This is a genomic window from Planctomycetota bacterium, from assembly GCA_016125255.1.
Lineage (GTDB): Bacteria > Planctomycetota > Phycisphaerae > Phycisphaerales > Zrk34 > RI-421.
In genome coordinates this window covers 21,589-37,629 of the sequence record WGMD01000012.1, presented here as the reverse complement: position 1 = coordinate 37,629, position 16,041 = coordinate 21,589, and the positions used below count along the sequence as shown (strand labels likewise).

Annotated in this window: 14 protein-coding genes; 8 read left to right on the top strand and 6 right to left on the bottom strand. The window is 63.5% G+C overall.

The window, feature by feature from the left end; translation table 11 throughout:
• The first annotated feature begins 6 nt into the window (after positions 1 to 6).
• Positions 7 to 1,440, top strand: a complete 1,434-nt coding sequence (gene murC / locus GC162_11125) for a UDP-N-acetylmuramate--L-alanine ligase (GenBank protein MBI1369190.1) — start codon at positions 7 to 9, stop codon at positions 1,438 to 1,440.
• A 237-nt stretch (positions 1,441 to 1,677) separates the two neighbouring features.
• Here the strand turns inward: murC and GC162_11120 are convergent, their stop codons facing one another.
• The 3 genes from GC162_11120 to GC162_11110 are packed head-to-tail and all read right to left on the bottom strand — an operon-like array spanning position 1,678 to position 3,722.
• The gene (locus GC162_11120) at positions 1,678 to 2,274 is read right to left on the bottom strand and encodes a LemA family protein (GenBank protein ID MBI1369189.1); all 597 of its coding nucleotides are present in this window, start codon (positions 2,272 to 2,274) and stop codon (positions 1,678 to 1,680) included.
• Positions 2,275 to 2,292: 18 nt separating this feature from the next.
• Positions 2,293 to 2,955, bottom strand: a complete 663-nt coding sequence (locus tag GC162_11115) for a hypothetical protein (GenBank protein ID MBI1369188.1) — start codon at positions 2,953 to 2,955, stop codon at positions 2,293 to 2,295.
• The gene (locus tag GC162_11110) at positions 2,952 to 3,722 is read right to left on the bottom strand and encodes a hypothetical protein (GenBank protein MBI1369187.1); all 771 of its coding nucleotides are present in this window, start codon (positions 3,720 to 3,722) and stop codon (positions 2,952 to 2,954) included. Before GC162_11110 ends, GC162_11115 begins: the two co-directional genes overlap by 4 nt.
• A 176-nt stretch (positions 3,723 to 3,898) precedes the next feature.
• Between GC162_11110 and GC162_11105 the strand changes: the two genes are divergently transcribed.
• Positions 3,899 to 5,788: a hypothetical protein gene (locus tag GC162_11105; protein MBI1369186.1), complete on the top strand. Its 1,890-nt coding sequence runs from the start codon at positions 3,899 to 3,901 to the stop codon at positions 5,786 to 5,788.
• Positions 5,789 to 5,951: 163 nt separating this feature from the next.
• Here the strand turns inward: GC162_11105 and ilvB are convergent, their stop codons facing one another.
• Entirely contained in the window at positions 5,952 to 7,781 is a 1,830-nt protein-coding gene (gene ilvB / locus GC162_11100) for a biosynthetic-type acetolactate synthase large subunit (protein ID MBI1369185.1), read from the bottom strand.
• 316 nt (positions 7,782 to 8,097) lie between these two features.
• On the opposite strand from ilvB, the gene GC162_11095 reads away from it, so the two are divergent.
• The 3 genes from GC162_11095 to GC162_11085 are packed head-to-tail and all read left to right on the top strand — an operon-like array spanning position 8,098 to position 10,473.
• Entirely contained in the window at positions 8,098 to 8,658 is a 561-nt protein-coding gene (locus GC162_11095; GenBank protein ID MBI1369184.1) for a sigma-70 family RNA polymerase sigma factor, read from the top strand.
• 24 nt (positions 8,659 to 8,682) lie between these two features.
• Positions 8,683 to 9,243: a hypothetical protein gene (locus GC162_11090; GenBank protein ID MBI1369183.1), complete on the top strand. Its 561-nt coding sequence runs from the start codon at positions 8,683 to 8,685 to the stop codon at positions 9,241 to 9,243.
• A 60-nt stretch (positions 9,244 to 9,303) separates the two neighbouring features.
• Positions 9,304 to 10,473, top strand: coding sequence for a hypothetical protein (locus GC162_11085; protein MBI1369182.1), 1,170 nt, complete (start codon positions 9,304 to 9,306; stop codon positions 10,471 to 10,473).
• Positions 10,474 to 10,476: 3 nt separating this feature from the next.
• Here the strand turns inward: GC162_11085 and GC162_11080 are convergent, their stop codons facing one another.
• On the bottom strand, positions 10,477 to 10,677 hold the full coding sequence (locus GC162_11080) for a YheU family protein (GenBank protein MBI1369181.1): 201 nt from the start codon (positions 10,675 to 10,677) through the stop codon (positions 10,477 to 10,479).
• 120 nt (positions 10,678 to 10,797) lie between these two features.
• Here GC162_11080 and GC162_11075 point away from each other — a divergent pair, with 120 nt between their 5' ends.
• Entirely contained in the window at positions 10,798 to 11,124 is a 327-nt protein-coding gene (locus GC162_11075; protein MBI1369180.1) for a hypothetical protein, read from the top strand.
• A 138-nt stretch (positions 11,125 to 11,262) separates the two neighbouring features.
• Here the strand turns inward: GC162_11075 and prmC are convergent, their stop codons facing one another.
• Complete coding sequence (gene prmC / locus GC162_11070) at positions 11,263 to 12,162, bottom strand: peptide chain release factor N(5)-glutamine methyltransferase (GenBank protein MBI1369179.1); 900 nt, start codon at positions 12,160 to 12,162, stop codon at positions 11,263 to 11,265.
• Positions 12,163 to 12,249: 87 nt separating this feature from the next.
• Here prmC and GC162_11065 point away from each other — a divergent pair, with 87 nt between their 5' ends.
• Both GC162_11065 and GC162_11060 read left to right on the top strand, forming a co-directional pair.
• Complete coding sequence (locus GC162_11065) at positions 12,250 to 13,686, top strand: glycosyltransferase (protein MBI1369178.1); 1,437 nt, start codon at positions 12,250 to 12,252, stop codon at positions 13,684 to 13,686.
• Between the two features lie 15 nt (positions 13,687 to 13,701).
• Positions 13,702 to 15,930: a DUF255 domain-containing protein gene (locus GC162_11060; GenBank protein ID MBI1369177.1), complete on the top strand. Its 2,229-nt coding sequence runs from the start codon at positions 13,702 to 13,704 to the stop codon at positions 15,928 to 15,930.
• Positions 15,931 to 16,041: the final 111 nt, after the last annotated feature.

Genomic DNA, 16,041 nt, shown 5'->3' with positions numbered 1-16,041 from the left:
CGGCCGATGTACAATGGCATGTCAACCTCCCACCTGATCAACACCATGACGGACACCGCATTCACGCATGACCCCAACGCCCCGCTGGACCTGGCGGGAAAACGCCTGCATTTCGTGGGCATCGGCGGGTGCGGGATGAGCGGCCTTGCCCGCATCTGCCGCAGCTACGGCGCGATCCCCACCGGCACCGACGCCTACGCCAGTCCGTTCACCGACGCGCTGAAGCTTGACGGCATCGACGTCACGCTCCGTCAGGCCACCGACACCGTCCCCGCCGCCTGCGACCTGGTCATCGCCAGCGCGGCCGTCAGCAATGACCACCCCGAAATCGTCGAGACCCGGCGGCGGAAACTGCCCGTGCTCAAATACGCGCAGCTTCTGGGCCGGCTCATGATCGGCCGCACCGGCGTCGCCATCGCCGGGACGCATGGCAAATCGACCACCACCGCCATGCTCGCCCATACGCTCATTCAAACCAATCAGGACCCGACCTTCATCGTCGGCGCGACCTGCGACCAGATCGGCGGCGGCGCCCGCGCCGGACGACCCGACATGCTCATCGGCGAGGCCTGCGAATTCGACCGCTCCTTCCATAATTTCCACCCGACCCACAGCATCATCCTCAACGTCGAAGAAGATCACCTGGACATCTACGGCTCGCTGGACGCCATCATCGAGGCCTTCGGCCAGTTCGCCCGGAAGACGGATGCCAACGGGTCGCTGCTCATCGGGCACGAAGGCGCTCAGCGCACGCGCGTCGCGGCGGGGCTGGACTGCAAGGTCGAAACGATCGGCTTCGCCCCGCAGGCCGACTGGGTCATCCGTCTCAACGGCGGCATTACGCTGCACCACGAAGGCAAGCCGGTGTGTCACTACACCTGCCAATTGCCCGGCGAGCACATGGCGTACAACGCCTCGGTCGCCGCGGTGACGGCGCATCGCCTCGGCGCGGATTGGGAAGGGATCGGCAAGGCGATTTCGAGTTTCCGAGGGCTGGATCGGCGGATGCAGAATCTGGGCGTGCATCGCGGCGTGACGGTGATCGACGACTATGGGCATCACCCGACGGAGATCGACACGACGCTGCGGGCCCTGCGGGCGCATCACAAGCCCCGCCGGCTCATCTGCGTCTTTCAGCCGCATCAGCATTCGCGCACGCGCTTTTTGATGAATCAGTTCGCGGCGAGTTTTTCGCAGGCGGATGTGGTCATCGTGCCGCACATTTACTTCGTCCGCGACAGCGAGGCGGACCGTCGGGCGGTCAGCGCCGCCGACCTGGTCGAGCGGCTCCGCGAGCAGGACGTCGATGCGATGCACATCGACGCATTTGACGATATCGTCGAATACCTCAAGGCCGACGCCCAGCCGGGCGATTTATTGGTCGTCATGGGCGCGGGGCCGGTGTGGAAGGTGGCCCGGCAGTTCATTGCACGGGGTTGACCTGGGCCGCGTAGCGGCCCGGCTATTGGGGGAAATTGAAGAAACTTCGGGGCCCCGGCCGAAGATGAACATTGGGTGACGCCCGGTCGTAAAACCGATGGCGAACCCGGAAGTTCAACCCGGTTCTCCTTTCTCCTTTCTCATTCTTTTCTCCGCCCCGTGTTGCGTATCAACACGGGGCTTTTGTCGGTGATCTTTTGTGGCGGAGGACGGGGGGACTGAAGTCCACCCGCCTTGTCAGAAGCTCATTTTGGGCACGGCCCGCATGCTCGCGTCTTCAATCTCGAAGAACTCGGCCTGCTTGAAGTTGAACATGCCCGCCACGATGTTCGACGGAAGCACCTGGCAGCGCGTGTTCAGATCGCGGACGTTCGCATTGTAAAACCGCCGCGCGGCCTGAATGCGGTCCTCCGTGTTCGACAACTCCTGCTGAAGCTGCAAAAAATTCTGATTCGCTTTAAGGTCGGGATAGTTTTCCGCGACGGCGAAAAGCTGTTTCATCGAGCCGATGAACGCGTTTTCATCCGTGGCCTGCTCCTTGGGCGACCCGTGCGAGTTGGCCGCCTGATTGCGCGCGGCGATGACGCGCTCGAACACCTCGCGTTCATGCTTGGCGTAGCCCTTGACGGTTTCGACGAGATTGGGGATCAGGTCGTAACGGCGCTTCAGCTCCGTGTCGATGCCGGACCACGACTCGGCAACCTGCTGGCGCAGGCGGACGAGAATGTTGTACGTCGCGACGAACCAGATGACGCCGACCAGGACGACGCCGATCACGATGTAGAGCGCGATGGGCTGCGACCCGGAGGATTGAACGGCATATTGCGCAAGCATCAGTGTCATATGAATTTCTCACATTGCTTTTTCAAGGACGTAGTTGGGTAACATATTGAGCAGATTGTTGAGGTAACTGACGGCCTCGTCGAATTGTTCGAGCCGCCATTCACAATTCTGATGCACGGCGGCGGATCGGCCCTGAAATTCAACGTGATAAGGCGCATGTTTCAATATGAATTCGATCGCCCTGGGATGAAGCACATCGTAGGCCCACTTCCGATCGTCCGCCCTCACGTGGTACTTTCGGGAAAACTCCGCGGATTCGAAGTGGATATCCTCCCAACCCGCCAACTCAGCCACAATGTCGAGAGATTCATTAGGCCGAACGAGCAGCGGTTTGAAATCGAATGGCGTACGAATGATAAGTGCTGAAAACCGTTGGTTGTTGCTAAAGACATCCATCGCGATCAGCGGGCGCGGACCGAATGTACCGGAGCACACGTTCCACGCATATGACTGCCTGCTGCGGCGCAATATGCGAAACTGACAGTCATCCAGCAGGTCTTGATTTTGGGCCGCGTCAAATGCAAGACCGCGGCGACGGGCCCAGTAAGCGACCATCCGACTCCGGGATCGCTGCCGCCGAAAAATCACGACCGACACGATCGCGCCGCCCAAAGTACCGACGACCAGCACCGGTATGGTGGGGTCAATTCCGTACAGATCGAAGATGTTCATGACATGCCTTCGCGCTGCTGTTTGACGAGGTATTCGGGGAATCGGCTGAGGATGCCGTCGACGAGTTCGGCGGCGGCTTCGAATTCGGCGGCGTTGAACGTCGACCCGCGGCAGATATAGACGCGGCTGCCGTCGAACTGGAGGGTGAACTTGGGCATGGCGAGCATGAACTCCATCGTGCGCTGATGGAGCACATCGTAGGCCCACTTCTTGTCGGGGCTGGTCACGTAGAACTTGCGGGAGAACTCGGCGGATTCGAAGTCGATGTCGTCATAGCCGAAGAACTCGGTGATCTTGTCGAAGAAGCCCTCGGGGCGGATGAACAGCGGGCGCAGGGGGACATCGCTTTGGAGCACGGCGGCGGAGAAGTAGTGATGATGCGTCTGCCGGTTGCCCTTGTTATCGGTCGAATAGGTTTCGAAGTGGTAGTCGAAGCAGGTGCAGGGCCGGTTGAAAAGCGAGCCGGTCATGATGTTGTAGGCGTATCGGCGCGAGCCCTGGCGGAGGGCTTGAAAGCTGGCGAAACGTTCGTCGAAGGAGTAGTCGTTGCCGGCGGTGAAGGACAGGCCCTTGCGGGCGGCCCATTCCTGAAGCTCCTTCCGGCGCTTGGCGGCGGCGTAGAAGCCATAGATGGCCAGACCGACGGCGGCGACGATGATAAGGATGAAGAGGAACGGAAACCCGGTCCCGCCGCTGCCGGAGAACGAAGGCATGGGCGGGGCGTCGTTGAACTGGAAGTTGAAGCTGGACGCCGCGAGTGGGTGCATTGCGTGCGATTATAACGGATCGGGGGGTCGCAAAAATGAAAACACAGCGGTGCGGCGCGGCGAAAGTGCGATTGGTGAAAACGCGTAGTCCGAAAACGCGTCGGTTCACTTGGGTCCGCATGAATTATATCGGTTGGTAATCCTGTGTGCTCAGACAACCCAGGGTGAGATCAACAATGGTAACGATTCGAACGACAATGCGGGCGGTCGCGGCGGGGCTGGTGGCGGGCCTGCTGAGTTTCGGGCCTGTGCCGCACGCGGCGGCGCAGTATTCGATTCAGCGGGCGGCGGACCTGTGGCGGGTGTATCACCGCTCGGGGGACGCGGCGCTGAACGAGTCCGTTTCCCACCTGAACGCGAGCGAGTTGAAGTCGCTGAGCGTCGAGCTGGCGATCTTCAAGCAGGCCACGGACGAGCGTTACGCCGGCCGGGTCAACCCGTTCGCGAATTTCATCTGGAAGACCGAGCAGATGATCGCGCCGCTGATCAAGGCCAGCGAGCCGACCACGCCGCCGGTCGTCAGCGATGAGCCGACCACCTACGGCAATCAGTCCTCGGTCACCACCACGCCGTCCTCCGGCGGCGGCGGCGGCTCCGGCGGTTCGAGCATCCCCACCGGCGGGTCCGGCGGCGGCTCGGGCGGCGGCTCGTCAAGCTCCGGCGGATCGTCCTCCGGCGGGTCTTCGTCCGGCAGTTCCTCTTCCGGGGGCTCCTCTTCCGGGGGCAATACGGCCAAGGTGATCAATCCCACGACCGAGTCGACGGACTCGAACGTGGGCGAGCCCTCCTCGCAGCCGGGCACGCAGGACCCCACCTCGCCCAACACCGGTGCGGGCAACAACTCCACCGCATCCAACGACACCAACACCGACGCGAGCAGCAATTCGACCAACACCCACACGAACACCGGCTCGACCTCGAGCGGCTCCGGCAGTTCCACCCCTTCCGGCGGGTCCGGCGGCAACACCGCGACCGTCATCAACAAACCCAACTCCAACACCACCACCGGCGGCAACACCAGCACCGGCACGAACACCAGCACCGGCGGCGGGACCACCACTTCGACCGGCGCCAACAGCACCGGCTCGACCTCGACTGGCAACACCACCGCCAACTCCGGCGGCGGGACGACCGCGTCGACCTCCAACAACAACACGACCAACACGTCGACCAACCCCTCGACGCCCAATACCAACACGGGGTCCAACTCGACGACCAACACCGGGTCCAATCCGCTGGGCGACAACAACGGCGCGAATCCCGACCCGCCCCTGCCGCCGGTCACTTCCGGCTCGAACAACACCAGCGGCGGGACGAGCAATCTCTCGACGCTCAAGGTCTACGACGCCATCATGTACACCGGCAAGCCGGCGCTTTCGGAGTCGGGGCTGATGCCGATCAAGGCGGTGTATGAAAGCGCGCTGTGGCCGGACGGCGTCAAGCACGATCAGCCGCACGAAGCGACGGTGCGTGCGGTGGCGCGGACGCTGCCGACGAATGTGCCGGTCGTGATCGACATCGAAAGCTGGAGCCAGCAGCCGGCGGAGCTGGATGCGACGATCGACAAGTTCATCAAGGTGGCGCAGTGGATTCGCGCGGAGAATCCCAATGTGAAGTTCGGGTTCTACTCGATCCTGCCGCAGCGCAACTACTGGGCGGCGGTGCTCGGGCCTGGGCCCAACACCGGGTACGCCGGCTGGATCAAGGCCAACGAGAAGCTCCAGCGCGTGGCGGACCACGTCGACTACATCTTCCCCTCGCTCTACACGTTCTACAACGATGTCGTCGGCTGGCGCAAGTACGCCCTCAACAACATCGTGCAGGCCCGCCAGTACGGCAAGCCGGTCATTGCCTTCCTCTGGCCCCAGTATCATGACTCGTCCAAGTTCACCGGCCAGTTCCTGGACGCCAACTACTGGCGCACCGAGATGATGACCTGTGCGTCGATCACCGACGGCATGGTCATCTGGGGCGGCTACCAGCAGCCGTTCGATGCGAGCTGGGACTGGTGGCAGGTCACGCAGGAACTGGTGCACACGCCCCTCGCCGCGGTCATCGGCGACTAAACGGAATCTCACCCCCCGGAATCTCACCCCCCTCAAGACGACAACCGCCCGCAGTGTGACTGCGGGCGGTTGTTGTCGTTTGTGGATCGACGGGAGTCGGGGCGCGCCATCCTTCGGGGCTGCCCTCACCCCGGCCCTCTCCCGAAGGGAGAGGGGGAGGAAGTCAATCGCCGGCGAGTTCGCCGATGACGCCCAGTTGCATTTCGTCGAGGGTGGCGCCGGCGGGGACCATGGGCCAGACGTGCTCGTGTTTTTCCACGAGGAAGTCGCCCACGACCGGGCCGTCGGCTTCGAGGAATTCCTTCATCTTCGCCGGCAAGTCGGCGGCGCTTTCGCAGCGAACGCCCTTGCAGTGCATCGCCTCGGCGAGCAACTTGAAGTCGGGATTGTGCATCTCGGTATGGCTGTAGCGCTCCTGATAGAACAGGTCCTGCCACTGCTTGACCATGCCCTGGAAATCATTGTTGAGGATGAGGATCTTCGCACCGATGCCGTACTGAGCGGCGGTGGCCATTTCCATCGCCGTCATGCAGAACGAGCCGTCGCCGTCGATGTCGACGACGATCGGGTTCTTCCCGCCGCGCTTCTCGGCTTCGACCATCACGGCGAGTTTGGCGCCGATCGACGCCGGGACGCCGTAGCCCATCGTGCCCAGCCCGCCGGAGGTGATCCAGTGGCGCGGGTACTTGTACTTGTAGAACTGGGCGGCCCACATCTGATGCTGGCCCACGCCGGTGGCGATGATCGCTTCGCCGTTCGTCTGGCGGTAGAGCTCTTCGATGACCTGCTGGGGCTTCATATGCCCGGGTCGATTGTCGGGCTTGTAGCGGAAGGGATACTTGCGCTTCCACTCGTTGATCTGCGCGAGCCATTCGGAGCGGTCGCGCTTCTGGATGAGCGGCAGCAGGAGCTCCAGATTCTTGCGGGCGTCGCCTTCGACGCCGATCGACACGGGGACGTTCTTGCCGATCTGCTCGGGGGCGATGTCGAAGTGAATGATCCCGCCGCGGCCCTCGGCGTGGGCTTTTTTGGCTTCGGGTGCGAAGCCGGAGAGCCGGCCGGTGATGCGGTCGTCGAAACGGGCGCCGACGGCGATGAGGCAGTCGGCCTTCTGCATGGCCCAGTTGGCGTAGGCCGAGCCGTGCATGCCCAGCATGTGCAGCGAGAGCGGGTGCGACTCGTCGAAAGCGCCGAGCCCCTGCAAGGTCGTCGTCGTGGGAATGTCGCCGGCGAGGGCACAGGCGCGGAGCACTTCCGACCCGCCCGCCTGGATCACGCCCTGTCCGACGTAGAACACGGGGCGCTTGGACCCATTGATCATGTCGGCGACGCGCTGGATTTCATCGCTCGTGCCCAGCTCGCGCACGTGGTACCCGGGCATGTGCGGCTCGGCGACGACGGGCTCGCGCAGCGTGGCGGCGGTCACGTCCTTGGGCAAATCCACGAGCACAGGTCCCGGCCGGCCGGTCGTGGCGATGTGGAACGCCTGATTGATGTAACGCGGCAGGTCGCGCACGTCCTTGACGAGCACGTTCCACTTGGTGCACGAGCGGGTGATGCCGGTCACGTCGGCTTCCTGAAAGGCGTCGGAGCCGATCGCGGCGGTGGCGACCTGGCCGGTGAAGACGATCAGGGGCGTGCCGTCCATGAGGGCGTCCTGCATGGCGGTGACGACGTTCGTCGCGCCGGGGCCGCTCGTCACCAGCACGATGCCCGGCTTGCCGGTCACGCGGGCGTAGCCCTCGGCCATGTGTCCGGCGCCCTGTTCATGGCGCGTGAGAATGAACTTGAAGTGCGGGGAGTTATGAATGGCGTCGAAGACGGGGAGGATGGCCCCGCCGGGGTAGCCGAACATGACTTCGACTTGGTGCTCAGCCATGAGCTGATGGAAGATTTCCGCGCCCTTGAGGCCGACGTATTTATCGGTCTTGGGTGCGGCGGCGAGGGAGTCGATCCGTGTGTCGAGGGAGGATTGAGAGCGTGCGGTAGTCATCGTGGTTCTCGCACAAGGCATCGCCCGGTGAATGGGCGTGCATTGGTGGTGTGTTTAAGCTGTGGTATTGTAAGTCAGCGATGCGAGGGGCGCGGGCCCATCCCTGTCAGGCCGGCAGGGAGTCCCGCCGAATAACGCCTACAAGGACCCCGGAGCGGACCGCACCCGTGGTAAGTCGAAGTTCAAGAAAAATGGCGGCGTTCGACATAACCCCCAAGTATATCGACCGGATGGCCGATTTCCAGCCCACGTTTGCCGCCGATCGGCTCAGGCGATGCAATAAAGCCCCCCACCCCTCGTTACACAGGTACGACGGATGAGCGACCCGACGCAACAGACGCTCGCAGCAGCCGCCGCCGGTGATCCGGACGCTTGGCGGCAGTTGGTGGAGGCGTACAGCGGTCGGGTGTACGGCCTGCTCTATCGGCAGTGCGGCAACGCCGACCTGGCCGAGGAAATGACGCAGGCGACGTTTGCCAAGATCGTCAGCAAACTCGCCGCGTACGACGAGCAGGGCCGGTTCGAAGCGTGGTTGTTTCGAATTGCCGTCAATCGTTTGCGGGACGAGCTTCGCCGCCGCAAGCGACAGGCCGTGTCGATCGACTTCGATGCGACGCCGCCGGAAGCGATGGGGCAATTCGCCAACGGGCCCACGCCCACGGACGCTCTGGAAAAGTCCGAACGCATCGCCCAGCTCCGCGCCGCCGTCGAGCGCCTGTCCGAGCCGGACCGCGAGCTTCTGGACCTCCGCTTCACCGCGGGCCTGAGCTTCGCGCAGATCGCCGAAGTTTTGGAACAACCCCTGGGCACCGTGCTGGCAAGAGGCCACCGGGCCCTGAAAAAATTGAGAGACATGCTCGAAGAAACCGAGCCCTGAATCAAGACGACCGAAGATACGAACATGGACCCGATCAACGAACAGTTTGAAGCCGACCTGAAGCTCGCCCTCGCCGTCGCGCCCCCCGCCGGGCTCGCGCGGCGCGTCTATGACACGACGGTCAACGACCTGACCGCCTGTGGTGTTTCGCAACATGAACTCCGCCGGGCGCATCACGTGCCGACTCCCGCCGGTCTCCCGCAGCGCGTGTACGACGCCACCGTCGAACCCGCTCATCGCGATCAGCCCGTCGTCGTCATCGCGCGCATCGGCTATTTCGCCCAGGCGATCGCCGCCGCCGTGCTCATCGCCGCCGGTCTGGGCGTCTACATGCTGGCCCAACACGCCGTCGTCAAGCAGCCGGACAAATCCTCCCTCGCGTGGATTCAGCGCGAGCTGGCCCAGCTTGACCATTCGCTGGGGCACACCGGCAATCCGATCGATGCGCAGATTCTTGCGATCTCAACCGACGTCGACCAGGCCGCCCTGAGTCTCGCCGACGAATCGGAGGGATCGTCGACCGACAGTGCCGAGATGCTCAGTGATGATCTGTCCGTTCTCGAAGCTCAGATTCAGTCGTTCTGAGGGCCGCGAAGCCGGTCCGGGTCGATACAATGGCCACGCCCTAGCGCTGCGCGAGTCTTCATGAAAGCCAACCGCTTGTCATTTCGGGTGCTCCTTCTGACGCTGTCGTGCACAGCCGTGCTTTTCGCTGACGCGCCCGCCAAATCCGACAAGCCCGACAAACCCGCCGCACAGAAGCCCGCCGACAACAAGAACGCCAGGAACAACAAGGACGACGATGACAAGGACCGCGATCTGTCCGATGAGCGCATCGAACTGGTGCTCGCGGTCGTCAATGATGTGCATCCGATGATGGCCCAGCGCCTCAACGTCCTGCGCGACTCGGACCCCAAGCAGTTCCGCCGAAACATTCTTCAGATCAACAGCAAAATGGCCGGCCTGATCCGCCTCAGGCAGGAGGACCCGGACGCCTACAAGTCCGCCGCCGCGGACAAACGCTATCAGCGCGAGACATGGGAGCTGTCCCGCCGCATCAAGTCCGCCGACGGCGACGAAGCCAGGCGCCTCACCGATGACCTGCGCAAGATGCTGCACGAGCAGTTCCAGGTCAAGCTCGACTCCCGCCAGTCCGAGATCACCAATCTTCAGACCCGCCTCGACGGTCTTCGCAAACAAATTCAGCAGCAGCAGAATCAGAAGGACGCGCTCATCGGCAAACGCTTCGACGAACTGCTCGCCAAGCCCGGCGCCGACATCTTCGCGTCTCCCAATCCGCCCGAGAAAATCATCATCCCCGATCCGCCCGGCAAGATCGATCCCCCCGCCGATCCGCCCCATCTCACCGACGAGCAGATCGATCAGATCATGGACATCATTCGTCTGCACCGCCCCACGCTTGCCGACGAACTGGCCGCCCTGCGCCAGCGCGACCCCAAGGCCTTCCGCGCCACGATCGCCACCTATGCCCCCCGCCTCCGTTACCTCGTCCTCAAGCGCCGCGTCGATCCGCAGGGCTTCGACCTCCAGACCCGCGAGCAGCAGCTTCAGACCCAGGCCGGCGACCTCGCCAAGCAGGTCAACAAGGACGGCGGAAAAACCAAGGACCTCAAAAAGTCATTGCGTTCCGTCATCGAGCAGCAGTTCGACGCCCGCCAGCAGATGCTCGGCCACGAACTCAATCGCCTCGAATCCCGCATCACCCAGTTGAGCAAGGACCTGGCGGACCAGCGCACGCGCGAGGACAAGTTTGTCGACGAACGGATGCAGAATCTGCTCGGCGATTCTAAATGATGTTTATGTTCGGACGACGTGGCATGTGCCACTTTCGTCGTCGAACACGATGACCGCTTCGCCCTTTTCGAGTTGAGCCATGACCTGCCGGATTTTATGGGCGGCGTCCCGATCGTCCGTACCGTCCCGCGTCACATACTCCTCGAGCACCGCTTCAAGCGTCGCCGGGGCGAGTTTCTGATAAGGAATTTCGATCGACGCCATGTGCAGGATGATAGCAGAATGCAACCTTTTCCCGAACATATTGACATTCCCATCGGCGATCGCTAGCGTGATGTCAACTGTGTGGTGCGTTCAATCCAATTTCTCTGAAAGGATTTTCTGATGAAAGCGATGATGATCAAGACGGCTCTGTTGTTCGCGGTCGTGGGTCTGCTCACCTTCTCGCAAGCACAAGCCGGTGAGAAAGTCACGCTGACCGGCAAGATGGTCTGCGCCAAGTGCGCGCTCAAGGAGGCGTCCAAGTGCCAGAACGCGCTGATCGTCAAGGACGGCGACAAGGAAGTGACCTACTACCTCGTCCCCAATGCGACCTCCAAGGACTTCCATGAAAACGTCTGCCACGGCCCCAAGGAAGGCGTCACCGTCACCGGCGAAGTCACCGAGCACGACGGCAAGAAGATGATCGCCGCCACCGAAATCAAGGGCTAAGCGCGATCCGTCCTACGAACATCCAAAGCCATCCGTTAACGCGGATGGCTTTTTATTTGGTGACGTGGTGAAGTAACAATTCTACAAAGCCGAGGGCTGAGCGCAGCGAATCCCCGGATCGCCTTTCACATCACCACATCACGATTGATCACCATCCGCCAGCAGCATCCGATCAAACCCCTCATGATCCGCCATCACGCGCGGCTCCCTGAGTCCCTTCTCGCCCTTCACCAACGCGATTACCGCCGCCTTCTGCGATGCGGCGATCTCGACCACCAGTTGCCCCGGCTCCGCCAGGTATCCCCCCGCCGCCGCGATCAGACGGCGCAGCACTTCCAATCCGTCCGCCCCCGCCCGCAGCGCTCCCGTCGGCTCGTAATCCTTCACATTCGCCTCCACCTCCGCCCATTCCGCGTCGCTGATGTACGGCGGATTGGACACAATGTATGAAAACCGCCGCCCGCCCAGCGCCTCGAACAGATCGCCCTCCACGAAATCGATCCGATCGCTCACGCCATGCTTCGCCGCGTTGCGCTTGGCCACCTCCAGCGCCGCCGCGCTCGTGTCGACCGCGACGATGCGCGCGGCGGGCAAGTGCTTGGCCAGCGCCACCGCGATGCAACCGCTGCCGGTCCCGAGGTCGGCGATCTGCGGCGAGGCGAACCCCGGCACGTGCCGCGCATGTTGAATCACATGCTCCACGAGCATCTCCGTGCACGGCCGCGGAATCAGCACGTGTTCGTTCACCTCGAAGATCATCGAGAAAAAATAGGCGTAGCCCATCAGGTACTGCACCGGATGCTGCGCCGCCGCCTTCTCGACCAGCTCGCGGAACGCCGCGCGCTCCAAGGGGCTCGCCGGGCGGTCCAGGTCCATGTACAGATGGATGCGCGGAATCTCCAGCACGTGGGCCATGAGCATCTCCGCGCAGAGGCGCGGCGAATCCACCTGCTTTTTCTGGAGATACGCCGTCGTCCAGTCCAGCAGGCGGCGCGTCGTCCAGTTCATCTCTTCGCCGGCATGCTTGCGTTGCGACATATCCGCGATTGTATCACTTGTCCATTCCGCAGCCCGCGGATAAAGTGAGTTTTGACCCGGACGCCCTCCCCCGATCAGGTGTATTTCATGCGTGTGTTGATGCTCGGCTGGGAATTTCCGCCGTTTATCAGCGGTGGGCTCGGAACCGCCTGCTACGGCCTGACGCGCGCCATGAGCCGGCAGAACATCGAGGTCGTCTTCGTCCTGCCCAAGCCCGTCCCCGCCTCCGCCTCCGCCTCCGGTCATGTCAAGCTTGTCAGCCCCGCCTCGCCGCTCAAGAACATCGGACACGACGGCGACGACGATGACGAATCGATCAGCGAAGCCGAGCGCCTGCGCCGCGCGGTCGAACGCGCCGGCGTCGAGTTCCGCGCGATCCCTTCGCCGATCGCAAGCCCCTATCCCGCCGCCCCGCCCTCGCCCGGCGCGCGTCGCAAGCGCGTGCGCTTCGGGCGCATCGAATACATCGAAGAACTCGATCATGGCGCCTACTCCCCCCGCGCCAAAGCCGCCATCGCACGGATCGCCGCCGCGCTCCCCGAACCGACGCACCATCATCGCCCCCCCGCCGGCAACGACTACGCCGGCAACGTCGTCGATGAAGCCCAGCGCTACGCGCATCTGGCGCTGCGCCTCGCCCGCGCGGAGCATTTTGACGTCATTCACGCGCATGACTGGATGACCTACCCCGCCGCGCTCGCCGTCGCCGGCGCGTCCGGCCGGCCGCTCGTCGTGCATGTCCACTCCACCGAATTCGACCGCTCCGGCGAGCACGTCAACCAGCAGATCTACGACATCGAACGCCGCGGCATGCACGGCGCGATCTCCGTCGTCTGCGTCTCCTACCTGACCCGCAACATCTGCATCCACCGCTACGGCGTCCCGGCCTCCAAAGTCCATGTCGTCTACAACGGCATCGAGTCCGACGCCGCCCTGCCCCCGCGCACCGGCATCCGCAAAGCCGATCGCATCGTCCTGTTCCTCGGCCGTATCACCATGCAGAAAGGCCCCGAATATTTCGTCGCGGCCGCCAAGAAAGTCCTCGACAAGATCGACAACGTCAAGTTCGTCATGGCCGGTTCGGGCGACATGGCCCAGCAGGTCATCGCCATGGCCGCCGAGATGGACATCGGACACAAGGTGCTCTTCACCGGCTTCCTCCGCGGCGCGGACGTCGAGAAAGTCTTCCGCATGGCCGACGTCTATGTCATGCCCAGCGTGTCCGAACCGTTCGGCATCGCGCCGCTGGAGGCGATCCGTCACGACGTGCCCGTGATCATCAGCCGCAACTCCGGCGTGGCGGAGGTCATTCAGCACGCGCTGAAGGTCGACTTCTGGGACGTGGACGACATGGCCGACAAGATCATCGCCGTGCTGCGTCATCCGCCGCTCAGCCAGACGATGCGCGAGCACGCGGACATCGAGGCGCGGCAGCTCACATGGGACGGGGCCGCGCACAAGTGCATGCAGATCTACCAGCAGTCGCTCCGCGCCATGATGCACCCGGCGCAGGCCCTGCGTTGAATTTCCGATTGAACCATGACCCACGGCGACGCGCCCCGACATACCAACCACCTCGTTCACGAAACCAGCCCGTACCTGTTGCAGCATGCGCATAATCCGGTGGACTGGCGCCCGTGGGGCCGCGACGCGTTCGACCTCGCCCGGCGGGAGGACAAGCCGATCTTCCTGAGCGTGGGGTACTCGACGTGCCATTGGTGTCACGTCATGGCGCATCAGTCGTTCGAGGACGAGGAAGTCGCGGCGATCATGAACGCGCACTTCGTGAACATCAAGGTCGACCGCGAGGAACTGCCCGATGTCGATGAGCAGTACATGCTCGCCACGCAACTGTTCACGCAGCGCGGCGGGTGGCCCAATTCGGTGATCCTCACGCCCGATGGTCGCCCGTGGTACGCCGGGACGTATTACCCCAAGGCGCAGTTCATGCAGTTGCTGGCGAGTCTCGCCGCCGCGTGGCGCGATCAGCGCCCGCAGGTTCGGGAGCAGGCCGACAACTTCGCGACCGCCATCCGTCAGGCCGGTTCGCGCCGCGGTTCGGATGATCAGACGGCGCTGGAGCCGACGATCCTCGCCGACGCCCTCGCCTACTTCCGCCGCGCGTACGATGAGAAGCGCGGCGGGTTCGGCGGCGCGCCCAAGTTTCCGCCGCATGGGGCGCTGGCGCTCTTCAACTTCACGCAGACCCAATCGCCGAATCTCGACGATCAGGCGATCCTCACGCAGACGCTCGACGCCATGATGAGGGGCGGACTCTACGACCACGTCGGCGGCGGGTTTCATCGTTATTCGACCGATTCCCGCTGGTTTTTGCCGCATTTTGAGAAGATGCTCTACGACAACGCGCAGCTCATCCGCGCTTACACCGATGCGTACGCGCTGACGCGGCACGAACCCTACCGGCGCGTCGTCGCCGAGACGTTCGGCTGGATCGAACGGCGGATGACCGACCCGGCGGGCGGGTTCTACTCGGCCCTCGACGCCGACAGCGAAGGCGAGGAAGGCAAGTATTACCTGTGGCGATATGACGAGCTAGTCGATCTGCTCGGCGAAACCGATGGGAAGCGATTCGCCGAAACGTATGGCGCGACGCCGGCGGGCAACTACTACGAGGAAGCGACGCGGCATCACACGGGGACGAACCATCTGTTCCTCCCGCAGCCGGCGGCGGACGCGTCGCAGTTCGATGCGATGCGCCTGAAGCTGCGCACGGTGCGCGATCAGCGCGTGCCGCCGCATCTTGATGACAAGGTGCTTGCAAGCTGGAACGCCCTGCTGATCGGTTCGCTGGCGCATGCGGGGAAGGTGCTCGGCGAGCGGCGCTACACCGACGCGGCGAACCGCGCGGCCGACTTCATTTTCAAGCACATGATGCGCGACGGCGATCTTCGGCGGACATGGCGCAAGGGCGAAGCGAAACTGCCGGCGTATCTCGACGACTATGCCTACCTCGTCAGCGCCCTGCTCGACTTGCACGAAGCGACCGGCGACGCGCCTCGTCTCGATCAGGCGCGCATGCTGGCGGAGCGGATGATCGAGCGATTCTACGATCCGCGCGACGGCGGGTTCTATTTCACGCAGGCCGAGCATGACAAGCTGCTCTTGCGGTCGAAGGAGATCGGGGCCGGCGGGAACATGCCGTCGGGCAACGGCATAGCGGCGGCGGCGATGACGCGGCTGGCGATCCTCGACGATGACCTGCGCCTGTCGGGGCTGGCGCGGCAGACGCTTGAGGTCAGCGCCGGCTTGATGGCGACGCAGCCGCATGGGACCGAGGGGCTGATTCTCGCGTACGCCCGCTATCACGCCGCGGCGGCGAAATTGCCGACGGCCGGCGCCAACGCGCTCGTCATCAGCGAGCCAATCGTCGCGGCCTTGTTCGGCGTGCCCGACACGATTCAACCCGGCGAGCGGTTCGACATCACCGTCAAAATCGCCGTCGCGCCGGGGTGGCATGTTTACGCACACGACGATGAAGCGACGGATCACATCGGGCTCGCGCTTGCCGCGGGCGAGGATGCGGGGTTCGTCGTCAGCGATGTGCAGTACCCGGCGGGAGAGGCGATGTTGGATCCATTCACGAAGCAGTCGATCATGACGTGCCGTGGGCGATGCGCGATCCGGGCGACCGCCGCCGCGCCGGGGACGATCGGCGAGGTTCTGCCGCTGCGGCTGACGGTGCAGGCGTGCGGCGAAGAGCGGTGTCTGGAGCCGCGGACGTTGAAGTTCGATGCGCCGCTTCGATGAAGATCGCACAGCCCGGGACGGCTGTGCCACATTCCGCGACCGGGCACTTCTGGAAACTTGAGCGAAAGAAAAAGGACGCTCCGCGGGGAGCGTCCTTTTGGGTGGGTCATG

Coding starts and splice junctions, on each gene's coding strand:
- murC (MBI1369190.1), top strand. CDS start 7: ATGTACAATGGCATGTCAACCTCCCACCTGATCAACACCATGACGGAC.
- GC162_11120 (MBI1369189.1), bottom strand. CDS start 2,274: ATGCTTGCGCAATATGCCGTTCAATCCTCCGGGTCGCAGCCCATCGCG.
- GC162_11115 (MBI1369188.1), bottom strand. CDS start 2,955: ATGAACATCTTCGATCTGTACGGAATTGACCCCACCATACCGGTGCTG.
- GC162_11110 (MBI1369187.1), bottom strand. CDS start 3,722: ATGCACCCACTCGCGGCGTCCAGCTTCAACTTCCAGTTCAACGACGCC.
- GC162_11105 (MBI1369186.1), top strand. CDS start 3,899: ATGGTAACGATTCGAACGACAATGCGGGCGGTCGCGGCGGGGCTGGTG.
- ilvB (MBI1369185.1), bottom strand. CDS start 7,781: ATGACTACCGCACGCTCTCAATCCTCCCTCGACACACGGATCGACTCC.
- GC162_11095 (MBI1369184.1), top strand. CDS start 8,098: ATGAGCGACCCGACGCAACAGACGCTCGCAGCAGCCGCCGCCGGTGAT.
- GC162_11090 (MBI1369183.1), top strand. CDS start 8,683: ATGGACCCGATCAACGAACAGTTTGAAGCCGACCTGAAGCTCGCCCTC.
- GC162_11085 (MBI1369182.1), top strand. CDS start 9,304: ATGAAAGCCAACCGCTTGTCATTTCGGGTGCTCCTTCTGACGCTGTCG.
- GC162_11080 (MBI1369181.1), bottom strand. CDS start 10,677: ATGGCGTCGATCGAAATTCCTTATCAGAAACTCGCCCCGGCGACGCTT.
- GC162_11075 (MBI1369180.1), top strand. CDS start 10,798: ATGAAAGCGATGATGATCAAGACGGCTCTGTTGTTCGCGGTCGTGGGT.
- prmC (MBI1369179.1), bottom strand. CDS start 12,162: ATGTCGCAACGCAAGCATGCCGGCGAAGAGATGAACTGGACGACGCGC.
- GC162_11065 (MBI1369178.1), top strand. CDS start 12,250: ATGCGTGTGTTGATGCTCGGCTGGGAATTTCCGCCGTTTATCAGCGGT.
- GC162_11060 (MBI1369177.1), top strand. CDS start 13,702: ATGACCCACGGCGACGCGCCCCGACATACCAACCACCTCGTTCACGAA.